The organism is Erysipelothrix tonsillarum DSM 14972, assembly GCF_000373785.1.
GTDB lineage: Bacteria > Bacillota_I > Bacilli_A > Erysipelotrichales > Erysipelotrichaceae > Erysipelothrix > Erysipelothrix tonsillarum.
Genome location: NZ_KB892377.1, coordinates 264,498 through 281,937, shown reverse-complemented (window position 1 = coordinate 281,937; position 17,440 = coordinate 264,498). Strand labels below are relative to the sequence as shown.

The window sequence follows — 17,440 nt, the reverse complement described above, 5'->3', positions numbered from 1 at the left end:
ATTGTTTTTCATGTTAAATTCCTCCGTTTTTTATTAAATGGCAATGATTGCCATGTTCAAAGATTGTTGCGTTCCTGTTTCAGCAACGCTACGATTTGTAAATCAGTATAGGTCTCAAGTGATTGTGTATTATTATCAAGTATTCTCCTGGTACTATCTTTAACCCAACGTTGTCCACCTTTTTGATACCAACTTGGCTGATCCGCCAAAACTTCATAGCGAATGAATTTAAAACTCTTAATTGTAAGAATTGAGATTCTACAATTGAATTTTGAATTTGCATATATTTTCTTCCAATTGCTTTTGTCTTCTACAAATGAGAGACGTTCATCATCATTTTTAAATTGATACATTTTATCCGATTCTTTAACAAGCGTTAGTTGTTCTTCTTTTGCCATTAATTCTTCAACATTAATCTTACTGCTCATTAGTATTCTCCTAGATCATTCAAATCTTTAAATCGACTTCTCAACTTTGCATTTGTTTCATCTTGAAGTAACTCTCTATTTTCAAAGTACCAATCGTAAATTTTAATAAGTTGTTTGATTTTTTTATTTGCTTCAGCCTCAATATCAAAGTCTTTTTCCTCTTTGATTGTTGTTGGTTCTTCTTGCAATGCTTTTACGTTTCCTGATAGATAGTTTTGTATTTGTCGGGGTGAAAGTTTATCGTGCATTCTTAGAGAAATCCAATCACGTTTTAATGTGCCTGTAGGAATATTTCCATTCTCTTTTTCAAGATCGTATGCTTTGGCCAACAACTGAATCCGAGAGTTTAAAAATTCTTCGGTCTGTGCCCGCGTTTCGTTCGATGCATCAATTTCGATAAGTTCCTGACCCTCCGATTCTGGCTGAGGTACTACAATTACTTCAACTGTTTTAATTCCAATTGACTGACACGCTCTATATCTCCGTTCTCCGGATAATAAGCGATATTTATTATTTGAAATTTGATAGACTCTTAATTTCTCTTTTAATCCATCCTGTTTAATATATTCCGCAAGTTCTTCAATTCCCTCAATGGGTGCATTATTCAATGGATTAGTTTCTATTTGGTTTAACTGCAGTTTCATGGTTTCGGACGCTGCATAAGATTTAGTTTCTTCATTAAGCATATTGTCAAAGATACTCATTATTTTTCACTCCATTCTTTATCTAAGTAATCCACTACTTCCTGGTAATCTCCGCCTACTTTGAATTTCGGATTATTAATAACAACTTTATTATCATATCCGGACTGTGTAATTGCCTTTGCTTGTGTTCGTATTACTGCAGGTATGGGTTTAATTACACTATTATCTAAAGTAGAAATCGCTTTAAGTCGATCTCGGTCTGTGTTGTTTCTATTTACCATTGTGAATAGTGGCCGTACTGGGATTTGTAAACGATAGCTGTTAGCAATGGCCAATAATTCTCTAATCGTCATTAACAAGCCTTTCTCGGCTCCCTTATCGATTTTAATTGGTGCAATGATTTCATCTACGACGTTTATCACATTAATGGTTAAAACGTTGATGATTGGTGGACAATCAATGAAAATGTAATCATATTCTTCTTTAAGTTTTTCGATAATATTAAAGAGTCGTAAGTGCATCGCTTCATTACCGTTACGAATTGATTTTTCCACGTTAGCTAATTCAAGTCGTGATGGAATCACATGTAGATTCTCAAATTTTGTTTGATAAGTAGATGTTAGACTATCATCCATTAGCATCTGATCGATGAATATTTCTTTGTGTTGATATGAAACGATTTGTTCAAGCAATACATCAAGTGTCTTGGTATCTCGATTTTCGATGGCCGTGATAATGTCATTATTTAGAAATGCTTCTTCCTGGGTTATATCTAATAAAATATCAGTCGAGTTTGCTTGTGGATCTAAGTCGATTAATAAGACCTTGTTTCCTTTGTTCGCGAATCCTGTTGCAATGTTGATACTGGATGTTGTTTTACCAACACCGCCTTTCATATTTAGTAACGCAATAACTTTAGTCATTAGTTCTCCTCTTTTCTACTGTTAAATTCAAATTGTTTTTTTAGCGATTTCATCCGCTCTGTGACTAATATTTTAAATCTCGATAACTTATTCCATTCAATGAGTTCTTCTTCTGTACTGGCTCTAAAACAGCCGTCTATCCATGTATATTCCCATAGAACTTCAAGTCTATCATCGATTAAATCCAGGACTTTATGTAAGTCAATATAAGCGAAATTTTCAATAGCCTCATATCGCTTAAAATCAAATGGTGAAAAACACTCAGTGTTTTCTTTTTCTTTCATTTAATAGTCTCTTTTCTAACTGTAAGGATAGTTTATGCAGTACTTTAACTCTTATTCCAAATAACCATCTAATGTCTTCTTCTGAAGAATAGATTCCGTATTTTTCATACGAATCAAACCAATCAAGTTCAAACAGTTCAATCGAACGTGCGAATGCTTTACATTTTAAAGACTTCAAGTGTTCTATATCCATAGCCCCCACCCGCGTCCTTTACATCATTGGCCAATCGTACTGTAATTTAAGTAACGTTGGCTTATCTTTTTTATGCTTTACCACGATTTGATTTACTTGTTTTTTAAACATTGTTCTTAAGTAAGTGAGATGATGCATGACTGAATGATAGTTCTCAAACATGATATTTCGCGTTTGATTCCATTCGTCTTCAAACATCCAGGACTTAAAGATTTTGTCATACTGCAGGAAGAGATTTCTCAATTCAATACTGTAGGGCGTTGGTGGATCCATAAAATCAATAGTGTCTTCACCATAATAGTGATAGTTATCAATATCATTGGTCATGAGTTCATGAATAACGTACTTAACAAAGTACTGTAGTGATGCAATTTCTCGGTACTTAATATTCTTCCAATCCGGTGCAGCGCGACTTACAGTTACAAACTCTTTTCGCTTGTTTGAATATTCGTCACGAACTTTGAACTTCAACATTGGGTTTATTTTTTTAAACACACAATAGAACACGGCCAACATTGCATCCTTAAGTCTTGGAACAAGTGTCTTATACGATTCCGCAAAAATTCGCGTCTTCTTCTGTCTCCATCCTGAAGTCGTTTTTACATTCCCTTCAGCATCCTTCTGGATATCACCTTTTTCATATAAAACTATCGCTCCTGGATAATCTTTTCCACATAACTGGCCATTAGGCTTTTTATATTGAGTTTTCGTATATACTTTCGGTTCGTCTTTAAGATATTCACGATCACCAATCCATAAATGAATCCATACCTCGCCATTAGCTTTAGAAGTTGTAGCATAAAAAGGTAGTCCACGTTCTCCATAACGTACCTGGTCAATAAATTCGTGTAATATTTTTATCTGTGAAGACATGCTGATATTTTTTCCAAGATAAATAATGAAGTATTCTCCATGTCGACGCTTATGCTTTCGTTTATCTTCAGATACTTTTTTATAGTTCTTATATTCTTTGTTATTAGAAAGTATGTAAGCATCGACTAATTCATCAACACTCATACCGTCATGGTTGCTTTTTGTTAAATATGTTTTGTTTGATGCGTTCATTGAACGAATCAATTGTTTTAAATTTCTTACAGGTTGTGGCTTAAACCAGATATCAAAGCCTAATTGATACCAGGATCCTGCATCTTTCTTGTTTGTGCTTTTCATATTAAGTCCTTTCAATAATGATTACCTTTTAATCATTCAAAAATAGAGCCTTATGTCTTTAAATAAGATTTATTGATTACCTTAGAATCATTTAATTATAAGAACCTTATTAGTATTAAGTATTGACTTAAGTAAGGCTTCCTTATAATAACCACAAGTACGTACACCGAACTTGTTTTTTTTGTTGAATTCATAAGTTTTTAAGTTTGATATTTACGTAATTATGTAATATAATGTACGTAAAGCGGTAGTGTAAAACACGCACGCTTAAAACTCGCGTATGGCTAAGATTATTTATTTAATTTTTCATTATTTATTTAATTTTGGTTTGCATCTTACTTCAGGACGGCCATCCTTTTGTAAGAAAGAGATTATATATCGTAGAGCCTCGATTGGCTCTTTTTTTATGTCTCATACTCGCCATACTCTTCTAATAACAAGATCAAGGATTTATCAAAACCAGTTAGTATCTTATCTACAGTGTTCACATTAAACCCTTTTACATCTGTATCCAGGAGTTTCTGTAAAACACCTAATGAAATTCCATGTTTTTTCGCAAACTCCCTCATAGATAATCCTGATTTATTAAATTCATCTGTAACGTATTGAGAAAGTACACTTCTTAGTGGCTTTCTTATCACTGTATCACCTCCTGTAGAATACAAAAAAACTTTGGATTTAGTAAATCCAAAGTTATAATTTGTCTTATGGTGCCCGAGGACGGACTCGAACCGTCATGAGTTTTACCTCGCTGGATTTTGAGTCCAGTGCGTCTACCGATTTCACCACTCGGGCATGTTGTTTGCTTAATAATAATATCTTAAAAGGGGCTTAAATGCAACCTTAAAATTGAAGTATTTCACATAAATCATGATTTTCTCTCATTCAAACCAAAATAAAAGCCCTCACGCTTGTGAGGACCCTTATTTCTTTTCGATTTGGTCTTTAAGAACTTGATATTGTTCTTTGTTTATCGCTAAGGTTTCATGACGCATGGCACGTTCTATTTCCGTTAAAGCGCGTTGATCATGACCATTTTCTTCAAGTATCATCGCTTTTCGGAAATACCATACCCCTTTAAGTTCTTCAGGAGATTGCTCAATCAAGGTATCAATCGCATCAAGTGAATCCATATCATGATTAATAAAAATCGATTCATCCAAGTCTAATTTTTCAAGCAATTGTTGGCGGTTATCCATATCGGATTCACTGATAAATGTACGAAGTGCTTCTAATGCATTTTTTGTAGTGGGTATATCATCACGCATCAAAGCATATTCATAAAGTTTCATGAGGTACTCAAGTTTTTGTTTGCGATTCATATTAAAATCTTGCATACTCTCAGCAATTACTTTCACTTGATCGGCATCGTTGATGCTCATAAAATAATTAAGTTTAAAGAAGTAGCGATTAAACGGTGGAATGGTTAACTTTGCAAGCCATCCATCCATAATTTTAGTGAATGTTGGGGTATCACTTTCCATAAATGCCTTCATAGCTTTATCACTCGCTCTTTTGCCCATAAAACGGATTAAGAGTTGAATGAGGATGAATGCAACAATAAAAATAATAAACAGTTTTAAAAAATCCATGTTTTCCTCCTATTTGGAATATCTTAGTACTATAATAGACTATTTCACTTGATAATGAAATCCCTATCAAACTTATTGCATGGATTCAAATGGGATAATTCCACAAGCAACGCCGAGGAGTTCAGGATGTTTGTAGGCATCTTTTTCAAGACGACTGGATTTTGTCATACGACTGATTTCATACATATCGGTCGTCCCATAGATGCGTTCAAGTGCTTGATATCGATTATGGGATGATGCAATGATTTCAAATCGATTCCCAAATTGCACAATATTGCTGGATGCATCCATCATCGCCATAATACCACGATGAATCAACCATGTTCGTGTAACGAACACTTTGAAATCATGTTCGGGAAAGGTTGTTTCAAAAAAACTGTGGGCCTGTTTTAGTGAGGTTTCGACAGCCTGTGGCGAAAGATCAGCATCTTTCTTGATATGAATGTTTAACATCATCGTCCCTTCCGGAAACCGTTCCTTTTGAACTTGTGGTAAGTGCATGGTGTCATGGCCGCTACGTTCAATTTCTGCGTATGAGAAGGGAAAAATCTGATAACGTAAACTTCCTATCTCAAACATTTCAAATCGGAACATAAAGCGAAGCCAAATGACATCACTGTCGCTTAGACCATAGTGGTCATTAGAATGATGGTATCGTTCGATGCGATAATTTAAATCTTGAATGCTTGCATAAAACACAGACGGATCAATATTCCGTTTCTGATAACGTTGTTTAAGCTCTGGAAGCATATAAAGCGTCCTCATCAGTCGTTCTTGTGGATTAAGCTTCAATATTGGGAGATGGTGTTTATCCCCCTTATATGGCTCTGGAATCTCTCTACGAGATAACGGTAGTTATCCACCTGGGATGTACATACCAAAACGGCATCCTCATTAAACTGAGCTTGTTCTAATATATCTTTAATCATAACGCCACCTCTTTCATTTTGGAAAAAAAAGACATCATAACGATGTCTTTACTTATTGATTGAGAAAATTTCTTCAGACTCAGGTGTAACCTGTTCCCCTTCTTTAAGAAGCGTAATGGATTGACCTGATGTAAGAATAAATGGACTTACCACCGATTTGCCTTGTTCTTTAATATAATCAAGATCAATCGTTGTTAATAAATCACCTTGTGACACTTTATCACCTTGCTTAACAACACTCTTAAAACCCTTGCCATTAAGTTCAACCGTATCAATTCCAAGGTGAATCAACATTTCCACGCCATTCGCATCCGTGATACCGAAGGCATGTCCTGTAGGGAAGACCAAAGTGACATCCCCACTAACGGGTGCATACACATTTCCATCTGTAAGCTCAATGGCAAAGCCATCACCCATCATCTTTGTCGAGAACACTTGATCTGGAACGTCCGTAAGTGATAAAACTTTTCCAGTTCCAAAAGAGCGGTATGATTCTTTATTTTTTTTAAATAAGCCAAACATAATTTCATCCTCCAATAGGTTATTGCTACCTTAATCTTATCATAATTTTATGTCAGCACGTTACTTAATAATCAACAAATTACGCATTATTTTCGTAAATGTTAATCAAATTAGACCATTATAAGATCAATGCGTGATAAATCAGTTGAAATCTTTGAGTGACTCTAACAAGGCCACTAAAAACTCATAGGTACGGTCAAAGGACGCAAGGTCAAGGCGTTCGTCCGGTGTATGAATATCAAACATAATTGGACCAAAACTAACAATATCAATATGAGGCATTTTACCCTTCCAGATACCCAGTTCCATTCCACCGTGTGTTGCTTCTGTTTCCATGTCTTGACCACGGAGTTCTTTATAAACGCTCATGGTACGTTCACGTAATTTGGATTTCGCATCATAATTCCAGCCCGGATAACGGGATGAGAACTCAATCTCAAGATCGTTCATGCTAGCAATCCATTCTACTTGACGCATTACCGTATCAAGAACAAAGGCTTGTGTCGCACGAATCGACATTGTAATTTCTAATTCTTCTTCATTCAAACGCACTGTACCAATATTTGAAGAAGTAATAACCAACCCTTCGATTGCTTTACTCATTTGGATGACTCCATAAGGAAGCATGAAGAGTGCATCCACAACACGACGCGTATCCGCTTCACAAAGTGCACGCGTTGTATGACCTTCAGTAAGCGTGAAATTCAGGCCATTATCACTGAATTCATATTGCTCAATAAAACCTGCTTCAATTTCTTTAAACCATGTTTTAAATCCTGCAACATCCGTCATTGCTAATGTGAAATCATGCTCACGCGTGATCGCATTCATTTTAAGACCACCTTCAGCTGCCACAACACGGAAATCAAATTGATCTAAAGCACGACGCATAATAATACCGGCAATCTTTGAGGCATTACCACGCTCTTGATCAATTTCACCACCTGAGTGTCCACCGAGTAAGCCACGAATTGAAACCGTAACTGTATCCATATCGACATCTTCAAACGTTACAGACTTCGCAAGGCGGGCACGAACACCTCCACATGACGAAACATATGTTTCAACTTCACCTGAGCCATCCAAGCCAATACATAATTCGGATTTAAGCATTGAAGCATCAAGCTCCGTAGCCCCTGTAAGTCCAGTTTCTTCTTGAACGGTAAAAACACATTCTAAAGCAGGATGACCCATTTCTTGATCAGCAAGAACCGCCATCATATAGGCAACCCCGGCACCATCATCAGCACCAAGTGTTGTGTTATTGGCATAAAGCATGCCATCTTTAATGACTAATTCGATCGGATCCACATCAAAATCATGATCACTGTCTTTGTTTTTTTCCGCAACCATATCGGTATGCGATTGTAACATCACTGTGGGTGCTTCTTCATAACCTTCTGTTGCCGGTTTAAAAATAATCACATTCCATAATTCATCTTGAATGTATTTTAAACCTAACCCTTTCGCAAAATCGACTAAGTGATTGCTGATTGCTTCTTCATTAAATGAAGCACGAGGAATCGCACTGATTTCTCTAAAATATTTCATTACAACTGATTCACTCATAAGAGACCTTCTTTCTTTATCATTTATCGTATAAATCATATCACATTCCTTTGAAATATCACATAAATCAATTATATTATTAATAAGGAGGAATTGTATGAAAAAATTTGTTAAGGAATTTAAAGAGTTCGCAATGCAAGGGAACGTAATTGACATGGCAGTTGGGGTTGTTATTGGGGGTGCATTTGGTAAAATCGTTGCATCGCTTGTAGCAGATATTTTTACACCGCTCATTAGTCTACTTACCGGTTCTGCAAACTTTGTTGATCTAAAATGGGTGATTAAACCTGCAGTTGGTGAAACACCTGCTGTTGTCATGAGTTATGGTAACTTCTTACAAGCTACCATCGACTTCATCGTTATTGCGCTTTGCATCTTCATGGTTATCCGCGCTATGAATAAATTCAAAAAAGCACCTGAAGTTGTTGAAGAAGCACCTGCACCAAAATCTGATGAAGTGGTCTTACTTGAAAACATCTTAGAAGAACTAAAAAAAAATAAATAATTGCGAAAAAGCATAAAAAAAAATAACACCTATTATAAGCGGTGTTATTTTTCTTATAGTAGTATATTATCTACCATAATAGATTTTGTCTCCCAAACCAAATCCACCATGTCTAAGATTCATCACGTCTCAGACAAGACTATTATATCAAATTAATTTTACTTTTCAAATGCTTCTTTTAAGCGTTCCACTAAATACGTATTGCGTTTGGCTTCATGATGATTCTTCACAGCCGTTTCAAATGCTTCAAGTTCCCCTACTAAAACTAATGACTTGGATGAACGAGTCGCACCGGTGTAATAAAGACGTCGTGAGAGCATCCGGTAAAAATCGCGAACAGCTACAAGAATGACAATCGGGTATTCCGATCCCTGCGCCTTATGAACACTCATTGCATACGCATGGGTAATATTGATGTAAGATGCAGGTTCATACTCGACATAGTTTCCATCAAAATCAACGACCATACGTTTTGGTTCAACTTCAACCAAGATACCGATATCACCATTAAAGACAAAATCATCCGGTTGGTTTTTAAGTTGTAATATTTTGTCCCCTTCTCGAAAGATCCGTGTTCCGTACATCACTTGCGCTTTTTGGGAACTCTCGGGATTACACATTTTTTGTAAAAAGTGATTTAAATTATCGATACCAGCGGGTCCAGAATACATCGGAGCCAGAACTTGAATTTCACTCAAGTCATAACCCTTACTCATCGCTTCATCCACAACTTTAAGCACGATATCTTTAACACTACCATAACGGCTATCGAAGAAACGGACATCACGATGGTACTCGGAAACATCCAATTTACCGTGATTCATATTAACCGCTAAATCTATAACCTCTGATCCAGCTTCTTGTCGATAGTTGCGTTCCAGCGAAATGGTCTTGAAAACTTTTGATTCAATAAGATCACCCAATACAAATCCACTGCTTACTGAGGGAAGTTGGTCTTTATCACCCACAAAAAGCAGTTTTTTTACGTTCGTTGATGCTTTTAAGATATTAGCGAGAAGCCATGTGTCCACCATTGAAAACTCGTCAATGATTAAAATATCGGTTTCAAGTGGGTTTTCTTCATGCATTCCAAATTTATTCGATTCTAAATCCCATTTTAAAACTGAGTGAATCGTTGCCGCCTGAACATTTGTAAGTTCCTCAAGTCGTTTTGCCGCACGTCCTGTTGGGGCACAAAGCGTGATATGCAACCAAGGACAATTGGCTTGTAAGAGCGATACCACACCGGACAAGAGTGTACTCTTACCGGTACCGGGTCCTCCAGTCAAAATCATCACATCTTCTTTTAGAAATGATTCGATTGCTTCGCGTTGGGTATCATCAAACTCAATACGTAGATTAGATTCAATTGCTGCGATCTTCGCTTCAAGATCGTCTAAATCAAAGTCATAACCTGTATACTCAAAATCACTCAGAGTCTGGGTTACATAAACTTCACTATCGTATTGCGAATGATGGTATAAACGCGATTCATCTTCAACCAGTTCACCACTTCGAATCAAGGCTTGATAGGCTGCTTCGACGCGTTCCGCATCTCCCATACGCACACCATCAAAGAGTTTTTCTTTCGTAATAAAACTATCTCCTGCACCAAAACAAATTGTTTTGAAACGATCAAGAACGAGTGCCTCAACGCGACAGGGATCATCCAATTCATACCCTAGCGACATCGCTACTTTATCTGCGGTTTTAAAGCCAATGCCATCAACGTCGTAAACAAGACGATAAGGGTTTTCGCGTATAACCGCAATCGCATTCTCACCGTATTCTTTGGTAATCTTGATAATTTGTTTATTACCGAGACCATGGGCTAACAAAAATGAAACCGTATCTTCTTGAGCATCTTGTTTACGAATAACCGATAAAATCATCTCCGCTTTGGCGGCTGTGATACCTTTAATATTAAGTTGAAAATCTTCATGATCACGAATTTGGTCGAGTACATCTTCACCGTAAGTATCAACGATGGATGTTGCTGTTTTGTTTCCCACGCCAGGGAAATTGGGACCACTTAAAAAACGAATGATAAAATCACGATGTTGTGGCAGCATTTGCTTAAAGCCAATAACATCGAATTGCATCCCATAGCGTGGATCTTCAACATAATCACCGGTAAACTCATAAAACGAATCCACTTCAAGTGTCGCAAGAGGTCCTTTAATGGTCATCGGTTTTTGATTGCTATTGAAAAGAACAATCCGGAAAATACCATATCCAGATTGCTCATTTTTAAATATACATGTTTCTACAGATCCTTTAATCGTTTGTTCCATATTGACCTCAAATCTAACCTAAAAACATTGGTAATATTACTGTTAATGTCGCAAATGCATTATTCAACATGTGTACAAAGATTGCACCCCATATTGATCCTGTCACTTCAAACGCCAAAATCATAAAAATCGCCATCCCCGAATAGGGAATTAAATAAACGAGTTGTGTTAAATCTCCCGTTGCTGCCATACTTGGTACAATATGAATAAGACCAAATAATAAACACGAAATAAAAACACTTGATTTATATGCTTTTTCTGAACGTAAAGCTTGGTAGAAAGCACCGCGGAAAACAATTTCTTCTACAATGGGTGCAAAAATAATGGTCGCAAACATATTTAAAAACGGAAAATTTCGCAATCCATCATTGACAGCTGCTTGGTTTGCACTCACCGTGCCATCACCCATAATTAATTGGACGATTAAACCAATCGCAATATTAAATAAGAGCAATGCTCCTGCAATCCTAAAAACCGGACCAATATTTGTACGAATGGAGCGTTTAAAATATCGAAAACTCGCCCATAATTCTTTACGAACAATGAACACAGTTGTTAGTAGGGTAAAGAGATAAATAAACATTGCAACACGCGGTGTTACAACCCCCTTTGATCCACTAATCCAAACCCCTATTTTAGGATAAAGGTATTGGTAACCACAAAAATAATTTACAACAACACCTAAAACCTGTAAGGGACTAAATTCAAAACGTCCCTGGTCAATATCATAGTTTCGAATCATACTTCACTTCGTTTCCATCCGTATCAAATACACGATCAATACGACCACCACCAAGGCATTCTTCACCAAGATAGAAAACCGCTTCTTGCCCTAACGTTACAGACTTAACATCATCAATCATTTCAACACGTAAGCGTGAATCATCAATCCATGCAATGCGTACCTTAACATCCTTTTGGCGATATCTAAATTTTGCAGTACATTCGATTGCTTCTTTTTCATCAGCAAACCAATTCATCTCGGCAATCTCTGCAGCACCTGCAAACAACATCGGATGGTCAGCACCCTTGCCTACATAGATTCGATTCTTTGAAAGATCTTTTCCAACAACAAACCAAGGCCCTACAGCTGTACTGATATCCAAGCCATGTCGTTGGCCAATTGTATAAAACATAACCCCTTGATGTTTCCCCAATACCTTATGGGTATCAACATCAATAATATCCCCTTCAACATCTTTTAAATAATTTTTAAGGAAATCTCGATACTGGCGTTCACCGATAAAGCAAATACCTGTTGAATCTTTTTTGGTTGCTACAGGCAAATCCAAATCCATCGCTATACGACGCACTTCCTCTTTTTTTAGAGAACCTAAAGGAAATAGCACACGAGGCAATACTTCCGGACGAACGCGACTTAAAAAGTACGTTTGATCTTTATTTTGATCCACAGCACGATACATCTTACCCTCACGTGTGATGGCATAGTGTCCCGTCGCAAGTGCTTCAAAACCATTCTCATCCATAAAATCGTAGAATGCATCAAACTTCACATAACGATTGCAAAGAATATCAGGATTAGGTGTATTTCCGCGTTCAGTTTCCGCAAGGAAAAATGAAAATACATTATCCCAATACTCCTTTACATAGTCAACGCGAAGCAGTTCCAAACCAAGATGGTCCGCAACGCGTTTCGCATCATCATAGTCCACTTCTTGTGAACACATATCATCTTTAATTGTTGGATTCCCAAGAATATCATTATTCGCAAAAGAATCCCAGTTACGCATAAAAGCGCAAGTAACATCATGTCCTTGCGATTTTAATATATGAGCCGCGACTGCGCTATCGACGCCTCCAGATAAACCTACTAATACTTTCATTTTTCATCATCTTTCATTGCCATACTGCATGAGCCATACTTTGGACAGGTTGGATCACACGAATGTCGATTTGCCGAACGTAATTCCGGCGGTAGAAATGCATCGATTTCTTCTTCATCATAACCTACTAGGAATGATTTATCATTCATAATGATTGGACGTTTCAGAACGGAAGGATGGCGTTGAATAAATGTGATCAACTCACTCATGGATAATTCATCAAGGTCAAGCTGTGATTCTTGCATCACCTTTGACCGCTTCGAGATAATATCCTCAGTACCATTTTCACTTCTCATTAGTAAATGTTTTATTTCTTTTTCACTAAGAACCGATGTAAATATATTTTTTTCAATAAATTTTAAATTCCGATCTTTAAGCCATTGTCGAACTTTACGACATGACGCACAACCAGGAGATGAATAAAGAACTATCATGTGCAAACCTCCCTTTTAATCAATTATACATTTTATATGTTTATTTTGAAAGACCTAGAAAAAATTTCTAGGTCATAATTCATGAATTTATTTGTTATTTGTGATAAGTATGCTAGTCACGTTTCCAATCCAGGCCGAACTTTGCCTGAACATCATGAAGGGTCTGTTGCGCTTGAGGACGCACGCGAGCTGCTCCTTCAGCGAGCACTTGATTCATTTCATTAGAATCAATATAAGCATGATAACGCACTTGAATCTGATCTAATTCCTCGCAAACAACGTCTGCGACAGCCTTTTTAAAGCTTCCATACTGCTGACCTTCAAAAACTTGTACCGCCTCATCAACGCTTATTCCTTTTAATGAAGCATAAATTGTAAGCAAGTTGGCAACACCCGGTTGGTGTTCAGGGTCATACTGAACTACCCCGATACTATCCGTTACGGCCGACATAATTTTCTTACGTGCTTTTTTAGTGTCTTCTTTTAAATAGATGACCCCTTTATCGCCTTCACGGTCTGATTTACTCATTTTTTTACTTGGATCTTGTAACGACATAATCCGTTTTCCAACCTTCGCAATGACCGGTTCTGGAATTTTAAATGTTTCACCAAAACGATTGTTAAAACGTTCTGCTGTATCACGCGCTAACTCAACATGTTGTTTTTGATCTTCTCCAACAGGTACGAGTTCTGCTTTATGAATCAAAATATCAGATGCCATTAATGTTGGATAAGTGTAAAAACCAGCACTTAAAGACATACCACTGTCTTTTTTATCTTTGAACTGTGTTTGACGGTTTAATTCCCCCATCGGTGTAACACAAGAGAGCAAGAAACCAAGTTGCGCGATTTCAGGAACATCACTTTGTAGAAAGATATCTGTTTTTTGAGGATCCAAACCACATGCAAGATAAAAGGCAAGCGCATCACGTAAGTTCGTTTCAAGTTCTTCTGGATCAATCGGCATCGTAACACAGTGTAAATTCGCAATAAATACACTGAGGTCATATTCATCTTGGGACTCAACAAATGGCTTCAATGCACCAATATAGTTTCCTAAGGTTAGTTGTCCAGTTGGCTTAATGCCACTAATCATTCTTTTTTTCATTTCATTGTCCTCCATAAACATCGATTAAATAAATCTCATCTGCGCGCCCTTCACTGATCTCGCCGATATCGACTAAACGGTTGAGTACATGGCGTTGACGTGCTTTGGCAGCTTCAAAATTGCTGCTTAGTGCATAATAAGACGGTGATTGTGGCAATCCCATTAAAAGTGTCGCTTGCCCATCGTTAAGTTCGCTGGGTAATACATCAAAATAGCCAACGCTTGCATGATAAATGCCGTAATTCCCATCGCCGTAATAAATCATATTGAGATACATCTCAAGGATTTCTTCTTTAGTATAGTTTAGCAATAAGTCGCGTGTCACAAAATATTCCGATACCTTTCGGACAAAGGATGCCGAGTGATCGAAATAAAGATTTTTTGAAACTTGCTGGGGAATGGTGGATCCACCTTCTACCAGTTTGCGTTGTTTCAAATTATGGACGATTGCACGCAGAATTGCCCGCGGATCCATAACGGATTTGCGCGTAAATAAACGTGTGTCCTCTGTCGCCACCATTGCTTTAATTGCAATATTGGGTATTTCGTCAATTTTTGTATATGCTTCGTCTTGTTGTAAAACCATTAACACCTCATCCACCGGTTTTTTCGCAATAACCGATTGATACTCTTGATAACCAAAAAAGATAATCACTCCGGATATTACCAAAGCAACCGTCAAGATCATCAAAATGAGTTTGCGGATGAGTTTTTTCATTGATAACACATATTAATAAAAAACACAGTCGCCTGTGTTTTTATTGTCCCATCGACTTCATGATTTGACGAATTTGTGCCTCAGACGGTTTACGTCCCATTTGCATATACATCGCACGAATCATTTTTTCGTTGATTGGTGGATTTTCTTTTAATTGTTTTTCAAACATTTTCTTTGTTACAAAGAAAGAAATCAAGGCACCCACAGCGGCTCCAAAAATAAAGTAACCAATGGATACGCCTGTAATACTTAGTGTTAGCATACTCTCACCATCCTATATCTTCTGTCTATATATATTTTATAACGTTTCCTTGATAAACACAAGGACCGATTAAATACTTCAAAATAAAAACCCAAAGGGTTGATATTATTCCCTGTGTTAACAGGTGGGTATCCTGTCATGTGCTTAGGATTCTAATAAATTAGCTTTCACACCACGCATAAACATCCGGATTCCCTTATATCAAAGTGTCGGAAATATATTTCCCTTTGGGCACCACTATTATAACACACAATTCATGGTTTCGTGATATACTATATGAGAAAATTACGAGGTGAATGTATGAAATTAAGTAAAAGTTTCTTTTATACCATTAGGGAAGATGTTCGTGACGAAGATTCAACCAGTGGTAACCTACTCGTTCGAGCTGGGTACATTAAAAAGAGTTCTTCCGGGGTATATATGTATATGCCACTCGGTTTAAAAGTAAAGAACAAAATTGAAAATATCATCCGCGAAGAGATGAATGCAATTGATGCACAAGAAATGACGATGCCAACATTGATTCCGGAAGATGTGTATATCGCTTCTGGTCGTCGTGATATTATCGGAACAAGTATGTTCCAACTTAAAGATCGTTTCCAAAAACCATTTGTTCTTGGTCCGACGCACGAAGAACTTTTTGCGCAAGCCGCACAAATGAAGATTCGTTCGTATAAAGATATGCCCTTTAGCCTTTATCAATTTCAAACTAAATTTAGAGATGAAGCACGTCCTCGTTTTGGTCTAATTCGTGTTCGCGAGTTTGTGATGAAGGATTCCTATACATTTGACGCTGATCTTGAATCCGCTGATAAGTCCTACAATGCTATGTTTGAAGCTTACAAACGAATCTTTGACCGCGTTGGTCTTGATTACCGTATTGTTCGAGCTGATACTGGAATCATGGGTGGACTTCTCTCAGAGGAATTCCAAGCTGTTACAGACATTGGTGAAGACATCCTCGTTCTTGGCGAAGATACTGGTTATTCAAGTAACCTTGAAGTCGCTGAAAACGTATCTCGTATCGTTTCTGACGAACCTTGCCTCAGTCTTGAAAAAGTCTATACACCCAATGCCCGCACGATAGAAGAAGTAGCAACCTATTTAGATCAACCCGTTCAAAAATTTGTTAAGACACTTATTTATCGACTTGATGATCAATATGTTGCAGTCTGTGTTCTAGGCGATCGTGATGTAAACGAAACAAAACTCGCTAAACTCTATAAAGCAACTGAAGTTGAACTTGCTGACTTTGAACATGTTCAAGAACACACAGGTGCCTCTGTTGGGTTTGCAGGACCTGTTGGTCTTAAAATCGATGTTGTAGTTGATAAGATGATTGAAGGCCTACGTAACTTTACAGTCGGTGCTAATGAAAATGACCATCACTTGATCAATGTAAATCATTCTGATTTTAAAGCAACACACATTGTAGATGTTTCAAACGTTAAAGAAGGTGACCCTAACCCTGATGGGAAAGGTGTTCTAACGTTCTCAAAAGGGATTGAAGTTGGAAACACCTTCAAACTCGGTACGAAATATTCAAAAGCTATGGGTCTTGAATATCTTGACCAAAATAACAAGCTGCAAGATGTTTACATGGGCTCATATGGAATAGGTTTAGGACGTACCTTAGCCGCTGTCGTTGAACAAAATAACGATGAAAATGGAATTGTATGGCCAATGAACCTTGCACCATTCCAAGTAGGTATTGTTGTGATTAATAATAAGAATGAAGAACACATGGCATTCGCCGATGATCTATACCGTGAGCTAACCCAAGCTGGTATCGAAGTCATTCTTGACGATCGTAAACAACGCCCTGGTATTAAGTTCAATGATATGGACCTTATTGGGGTACCCTTACGAATTACAGTTGGTCGTGATGTTGAACAAGGTGAAGTCGAACTCAAAGAACGCAAAACCGGAACAGAACAAAAACTTAAACGTGAAGACATTCTTAATGTCATCAAATCTTATATGTAAATGAAAAATCTGGATTAATCCAGATTTTTTTATTT

Annotated in this window: 20 protein-coding genes, 1 tRNA gene and 1 other RNA gene; 2 read left to right on the top strand and 20 right to left on the bottom strand. The window is 37.2% G+C overall.

The features are described 5' to 3' along the window. Window positions 1-56 precede the first annotated feature (56 nt). The 12 genes from B096_RS0101320 to pepD form a co-directional block, all read right to left on the bottom strand. A complete protein-coding gene (locus B096_RS0101320; protein ID WP_018578979.1) occupies window positions 57-428 on the bottom strand; it encodes a hypothetical protein in 372 nt (123 codons plus the stop codon). After that, complete coding sequence (locus B096_RS0101315) at window positions 428-1,132, bottom strand: ParB N-terminal domain-containing protein (protein ID WP_018578978.1); 705 nt, start codon at window positions 1,130-1,132, stop codon at window positions 428-430. Before B096_RS0101315 ends, B096_RS0101320 begins: the two co-directional genes overlap by 1 nt. Continuing rightward, window positions 1,132-1,995 (bottom strand): ParA family protein, encoded by an 864-nt coding sequence (locus B096_RS0101310; RefSeq protein WP_018578977.1) that lies wholly within the window; start codon window positions 1,993-1,995, stop codon window positions 1,132-1,134. The genes B096_RS0101315 and B096_RS0101310 overlap by 1 nt, the downstream gene beginning before the upstream one ends. Continuing rightward, the gene (locus B096_RS0101305) at window positions 1,995-2,279 is read right to left on the bottom strand and encodes a hypothetical protein (protein ID WP_018578976.1); all 285 of its coding nucleotides are present in this window, start codon (window positions 2,277-2,279) and stop codon (window positions 1,995-1,997) included. The genes B096_RS0101310 and B096_RS0101305 overlap by 1 nt, the downstream gene beginning before the upstream one ends. Beyond that, window positions 2,257-2,472: a hypothetical protein gene (locus B096_RS0101300; protein WP_018578975.1), complete on the bottom strand. Its 216-nt coding sequence runs from the start codon at window positions 2,470-2,472 to the stop codon at window positions 2,257-2,259. The genes B096_RS0101305 and B096_RS0101300 overlap by 23 nt, the downstream gene beginning before the upstream one ends. Before the next feature lie 18 nt (window positions 2,473-2,490). Next, entirely contained in the window at window positions 2,491-3,642 is a 1,152-nt protein-coding gene (locus tag B096_RS0101295; protein ID WP_018578974.1) for a hypothetical protein, read from the bottom strand. 404 nt (window positions 3,643-4,046) lie between these two features. Continuing rightward, window positions 4,047-4,283 carry a hypothetical protein gene (locus B096_RS09425; protein WP_018578973.1) on the bottom strand — a complete coding sequence of 79 codons (237 nt, stop codon included), beginning with the start codon at window positions 4,281-4,283 and terminating at the stop codon, window positions 4,047-4,049. A 67-nt stretch (window positions 4,284-4,350) separates the two neighbouring features. Continuing rightward, window positions 4,351-4,437 (bottom strand) — tRNA-Leu (locus B096_RS0101285). 128 nt (window positions 4,438-4,565) lie between these two features. After that, window positions 4,566-5,234 carry a hypothetical protein gene (locus B096_RS0101280; RefSeq protein WP_018578972.1) on the bottom strand — a complete coding sequence of 223 codons (669 nt, stop codon included), beginning with the start codon at window positions 5,232-5,234 and terminating at the stop codon, window positions 4,566-4,568. A gap of 72 nt (window positions 5,235-5,306) precedes the next feature. Beyond that, window positions 5,307-6,026, bottom strand: coding sequence for an acyltransferase domain-containing protein (locus B096_RS09420; protein WP_244264556.1), 720 nt, complete (start codon window positions 6,024-6,026; stop codon window positions 5,307-5,309). 185 nt (window positions 6,027-6,211) lie between these two features. Continuing rightward, window positions 6,212-6,685: a PTS sugar transporter subunit IIA gene (locus B096_RS0101270; protein WP_018578969.1), complete on the bottom strand. Its 474-nt coding sequence runs from the start codon at window positions 6,683-6,685 to the stop codon at window positions 6,212-6,214. A gap of 141 nt (window positions 6,686-6,826) precedes the next feature. Further along, the gene (gene pepD, locus B096_RS0101265) at window positions 6,827-8,254 is read right to left on the bottom strand and encodes a beta-Ala-His dipeptidase (RefSeq protein ID WP_018578968.1); all 1,428 of its coding nucleotides are present in this window, start codon (window positions 8,252-8,254) and stop codon (window positions 6,827-6,829) included. Between the two features lie 97 nt (window positions 8,255-8,351). Between pepD and mscL the strand changes: the two genes are divergently transcribed. Beyond that, window positions 8,352-8,759 carry a large-conductance mechanosensitive channel protein MscL gene (gene mscL / locus B096_RS0101260; protein ID WP_018578967.1) on the top strand — a complete coding sequence of 136 codons (408 nt, stop codon included), beginning with the start codon at window positions 8,352-8,354 and terminating at the stop codon, window positions 8,757-8,759. Between the two features lie 158 nt (window positions 8,760-8,917). On the opposite strand, the gene recD2 is transcribed toward mscL, so the two are convergent. From recD2 to ssrS, 8 genes are all read right to left on the bottom strand, one after another. Then, window positions 8,918-11,053: an SF1B family DNA helicase RecD2 gene (gene recD2 / locus B096_RS0101255; protein ID WP_018578966.1), complete on the bottom strand. Its 2,136-nt coding sequence runs from the start codon at window positions 11,051-11,053 to the stop codon at window positions 8,918-8,920. Window positions 11,054-11,066: 13 nt separating this feature from the next. Beyond that, on the bottom strand, window positions 11,067-11,795 hold the full coding sequence (locus B096_RS0101250; RefSeq protein WP_018578965.1) for a CPBP family intramembrane glutamic endopeptidase: 729 nt from the start codon (window positions 11,793-11,795) through the stop codon (window positions 11,067-11,069). Further along, complete coding sequence (mnmA, locus tag B096_RS0101245) at window positions 11,779-12,897, bottom strand: tRNA 2-thiouridine(34) synthase MnmA (protein ID WP_018578964.1); 1,119 nt, start codon at window positions 12,895-12,897, stop codon at window positions 11,779-11,781. The genes B096_RS0101250 and mnmA overlap by 17 nt, the downstream gene beginning before the upstream one ends. Next, window positions 12,894-13,331, bottom strand: coding sequence for a transcriptional regulator Spx (gene spx / locus B096_RS0101240; protein WP_018578963.1), 438 nt, complete (start codon window positions 13,329-13,331; stop codon window positions 12,894-12,896). Before spx ends, mnmA begins: the two co-directional genes overlap by 4 nt. A 112-nt stretch (window positions 13,332-13,443) precedes the next feature. After that, entirely contained in the window at window positions 13,444-14,439 is a 996-nt protein-coding gene (gene trpS / locus B096_RS0101235; protein ID WP_018578962.1) for a tryptophan--tRNA ligase, read from the bottom strand. A 1-nt stretch (window position 14,440) separates the two neighbouring features. Next, the gene (locus tag B096_RS09415) at window positions 14,441-15,157 is read right to left on the bottom strand and encodes a biosynthetic peptidoglycan transglycosylase (RefSeq protein ID WP_018578961.1); all 717 of its coding nucleotides are present in this window, start codon (window positions 15,155-15,157) and stop codon (window positions 14,441-14,443) included. A 40-nt stretch (window positions 15,158-15,197) separates the two neighbouring features. Then, window positions 15,198-15,419, bottom strand: a complete 222-nt coding sequence (locus B096_RS0101225; protein ID WP_018578960.1) for a YneF family protein — start codon at window positions 15,417-15,419, stop codon at window positions 15,198-15,200. An 84-nt stretch (window positions 15,420-15,503) separates the two neighbouring features. Beyond that, window positions 15,504-15,656: non-coding RNA, 6S RNA (gene ssrS, locus B096_RS09800), on the bottom strand. A 63-nt stretch (window positions 15,657-15,719) separates the two neighbouring features. Between ssrS and B096_RS0101220 the strand changes: the two genes are divergently transcribed. Beyond that, entirely contained in the window at window positions 15,720-17,405 is a 1,686-nt protein-coding gene (locus B096_RS0101220) for a proline--tRNA ligase (protein ID WP_018578959.1), read from the top strand. Window positions 17,406-17,440: the final 35 nt, after the last annotated feature.